This is a genomic window from Bradyrhizobium sp. (assembly GCF_050014615.1).
In the GTDB taxonomy this organism is placed as follows: Bacteria; Pseudomonadota; Alphaproteobacteria; order Rhizobiales; family Xanthobacteraceae; genus Bradyrhizobium.
On the sequence record NZ_JBEKCZ010000322.1, the window covers coordinates 1 to 3,806 of the forward strand.

Annotated in this window: 5 protein-coding genes; 1 reads left to right on the forward strand and 4 read right to left on the reverse strand. The window is 64.0% G+C overall.

The window, feature by feature from the left end:
• From ABR948_RS28865 to ABR948_RS28880, 4 genes are all read right to left on the reverse strand, one after another.
• Positions 1-1,055 (reverse strand): CCA tRNA nucleotidyltransferase (locus ABR948_RS28865; RefSeq protein ID WP_428124614.1); only part of this gene is annotated, 1,055 nt, incomplete at its 3' end.
• Positions 1,052-1,315 (reverse strand): DUF6111 family protein, encoded by a 264-nt coding sequence (locus ABR948_RS28870; protein ID WP_428124616.1) that lies wholly within the window; start codon positions 1,313-1,315, stop codon positions 1,052-1,054. The genes ABR948_RS28865 and ABR948_RS28870, both read right to left, overlap by 4 nt.
• Complete coding sequence (locus tag ABR948_RS28875) at positions 1,312-1,959, reverse strand: CoA pyrophosphatase (RefSeq protein ID WP_428124618.1); 648 nt, start codon at positions 1,957-1,959, stop codon at positions 1,312-1,314. Before ABR948_RS28875 ends, ABR948_RS28870 begins: the two co-directional genes overlap by 4 nt.
• A 20-nt stretch (positions 1,960-1,979) precedes the next feature.
• Positions 1,980-2,633, reverse strand: a complete 654-nt coding sequence (locus ABR948_RS28880) for a DUF1285 domain-containing protein (RefSeq protein ID WP_428124620.1) — start codon at positions 2,631-2,633, stop codon at positions 1,980-1,982.
• 283 nt (positions 2,634-2,916) lie between these two features.
• Between ABR948_RS28880 and ABR948_RS28885 the strand changes: the two genes are divergently transcribed.
• Positions 2,917-3,806: AAA family ATPase (locus ABR948_RS28885; protein ID WP_428124622.1), on the forward strand; the 890-nt coding region annotated here is incomplete at its 3' end.

Sequence of the window (3,806 nt, forward strand, 5' to 3'; positions counted from 1 at the left end):
GGCAGGTTGGCAAGCGCGCCCCACGACGCGGTATCGGTATCCGCTCCGGCCCGGGCCCAGGCCAGCATCAGCCGGTCGCGGTAGCGCTCCTCGCCGAGCCGGTAGAGCCGCCGCCGCGCCGTCGCTTCGTCCATGCCGGCGAGCCGCCACCAGCGATGCCCCATCGAATCGAGCGTCCTGGTTTCGGCGTTGGTCAGCCGCAGGCGCGTCCCGAGCCGTCTCGCATCCTCGGTGACGGCGACCGCCAGCGCGCCAAGGCGGCGAACAGCGCTGGGCGCCAATTCAAGCCGGCGTTCCACCGCAACCATGGCTGCGAACGGGCCGATATAGGCAACGCCGCCGAAAATCGGCAGCAGCAGCCCGCCATCCGCCATCGCCGTGATCGCGCCGATGGCGCCCTCTGCGATCACCAGCTTCAGCATTTCCATGCGCATGCGCTCCGCCGAGAGCGTCGCCAGACCCGCCCGCCCGCCGATGCAGGCGAGGTATCCCGCACGATCGGGCTCACCGGCGCCATGGGCGGCGTGCATGCGGAAGAACCGCAGGATACGCAGATAGTCTTCGGCGATACGCTGGTTCGGATCGCCGATGAAGCGCACGCGCCGGGCCGCGATGTCGTCAAGTCCGCCGACGTAATCGTGCACGACGCCTTCGGCATCCACCGACAGGCCGTTGATGGTGAAATCGCGCCGCTGCGCGTCGCGCAACCAGTCGCGGCCGAACGCGACCTTGGCCTTGCGGCCGAAGGTCTCGGTATCCTCGCGCAATGTCGTCACTTCAAATGGCTGCGCATCGACGACCAGCGTCACGGTGCCGTGGTCGATACCCGTCGGCACGCTCTTGATGCCGGCCGCCTTGGCGCGGCGGATCACCTCATTGGGCAGGGCGGTGGTCGCAATATCGAAATCGTCGATCGGAATCCTCAACAGCGCATTGCGGACCGCGCCGCCGACCACGCGTGCTTCCTCGCCATTGCCATTGAGCAGTTCGAGCACGCGGGCGGTTGGACCGGATCTGAGCCACGGCGCGTCATCGAGCACGCGCGCGTCACTCATTTTTCAACTCCCGGAACCAGCCTGCCGTTCTCGATATGGGCGGGAACGTAGGTCGAGTTCGGCGATCCGCCGGAAAACTGCGCCAGCAAGACGAAACTGATCACCACCAGCAGCAGCGAACCGATCACCAGCTTGGCGATCGTGTTCATCGGCCATGACGACTGCACCAGCAACCCGGAACGGGTCGCGATCAAAAACAGCGCATAGACCGCGAACGGGATCAGGAAAATTCCGACTTCGGTGAAAGCCGGACGAATCATGGCAGATAAATCCGCTCATACAGCACGCGCAGAATTCCGGCGGTGGCACCCCAGATATAGCGATCCTGATACGGCATGGCGTAGTACCAGCGCTCGATGCCGCGGAACTCCTTGCTGTGCAGCTGGTGGTTCGCCGGATTCATCAGGAACGCCAGCGGGACCTCGAAGGCATCGTCGACTTCGGCCTGGTTGATGCGCAATTTGAAACCCGGCCTGACCCGGGCCAGCGTCGGCAGGATGCGAAATCCGAAGGCGGTGCCGTACAGGTCGAGATAGCCGATCGGATCGATGAATTCCCGGCCCAGGCCGACTTCTTCAAAGGCTTCGCGCAACGCGGCATCGAGCGGCGAGGCATCGGTCGCATCGATCTTGCCGCCGGGGAAGGAAATCTGGCCGGCGTGATCGTTGAGATGCGCGGAGCGCTGCGTCAACAGCACGGTCGGTTGCGGATGGTCGACCACCGGGATCAACACCGCCGCCGGCCGGATCGGCTGTTCGCGCGCGACGATCTCCAGCATGCGGTCGGTGCCCTGATCCCCGCTCGGCGGAATCACGCCGGCATCGGTCAGGCCGGCCGGCACGTCGAAGTTCAGCCGCGCGCGGGTCCGATCGAAAAATTCCCCCGAACTGATCGCAGCCGGCATCGACTTTCGCATCGGCTCGTTCAAAGCGCGCCCCTCACCTGCTCCGCATCCGCCATCGCAAAGAATGCGCCTGACGATGCGACCCCGAACATTGCACGCCCATCGACCACTCGCTCCTCGCCGATGTCAACCAGATCGTAATAGAGCGCGCGGGTTACCTTGGCCCAAAGATCGGCGCGGACGTGAAGATAGGGCGTGAGGCCGCCATCGGCGGCCGCCTCGAAGCGCAACCGGTGCGCCTCGTCGCACGCGACCCAGTCGTCCACATTGGTCCGGAAACGCAACAGCGGGGCTTGGTTCGGGTTTTGGCTATTGCCTTCCTTGACCATCTCGACCGCAAGAAACGGCGCGTCGTCGACTCGGATGCCGACCTTCTCCACTGGAGTCACGAGAAAGTGCTTGCCGTCCTCGCGTTTGAGAATCGTCGAAAACAGCCGGACCAGCGCCGGCCGACCGATCGGCGTCCCCCCGTAAAACCACGTGCCGTCTGTAGCGATTCGCATATCGAGATCGCCGCAGAACGGCGGATTCCAAAGATGAACCGGAGGCAATGCCTTTTCGGTGGAACCGGCATGCGCGGCGTCCTTTGCAGCCTCCCTGGCGGCCGCGGCGATTCCTTCAAGGTTTTGATTGCCTTCGCGGCTTTGATCGCTGTTCCGCCCTTGCTTCGCCATTGTTTGCCCTGAGTCTGACGCCTCGGTTTGGCACGATTGCTGCAAGTATTTCGCTGTGCGACCTGGACGAGACCCTCGCGTGACCTCTCGACCAAGTCGCCACATCGTGATGCCGTTCATACCCCGAAACGCCGATAATATGGGGATAGTTTAATTCAACGAATACATGGCCTTCACATACGTTTAGCATGGGGTTCATGGCATGACGACGCAATCGTAATTTTTCCCGCGTGACGTTTCCGGCAGAAGTGCGACCAAGGAGAACGAAATGGCGAGCGCAGACATGGCTGGCGCAAACAGTGTCGAGAAACTTGAAGACGTGATCGTCCGCTCGGCCGAACAGGTCGCCGGTCAGATCCGCGCCGCGAAGGAAGCGATCTCCACCGTCATCTTCGGCCAGGAACGGGTGGTTGAAAATACACTGGTGACAATCCTGTCGGGTGGCCACGCGCTTCTGATCGGCGTGCCCGGCCTCGCCAAGACCAAGCTGGTTGAAACTCTCGGCATTACGCTCGGGCTCGATGCCAAGCGCGTCCAGTTCACGCCGGACCTGATGCCCTCAGATATTCTGGGCGCCGAGGTGCTGGACGAGAGTACTGCCGGCAAGCGGTCGTTCCGGTTCATCTCAGGTCCGATATTCGCGCAGCTCCTGATGGCCGACGAAATCAATCGCGCCAGCCCGCGCACACAGTCCGCTCTGTTGCAGGCCATGCAGGAACAGCACATCACGGTGGCGGGCGCGCGCCACGATCTGCCGAAGCCGTTTCACGTGCTGGCGACGCAAAATCCGCTGGAGCAGGAAGGCACCTACCCGCTGCCGGAAGCCCAGCTCGACCGCTTTCTGATGGAGATCGACGTCGACTATCCGGATCGTGACGCCGAGCGGCGCATCCTGTTCGAGACCACCGGCGCCGAAGAGACGCTGGCCAAGGCCGCCATGAACGCCGAGATCCTGATCACGGCGCAACGGCTGGTACGCCGCCTGCCGGTCGGCGACAGCGTCGTCGAGGCGATCCTCTCGCTGGTTCGCTCCGCGCGTCCCGGTCCGGAAGGCGGCGAGGCCGGCAAACTGATCGCCTGGGGGCCGGGTCCGCGCGCCAGCCAGTCGCTGATGCTCGCGGTTCGCGCCCGCGCGCTGCTCGACGGCCGTCTGGCGCCCTCGATCGACGACGT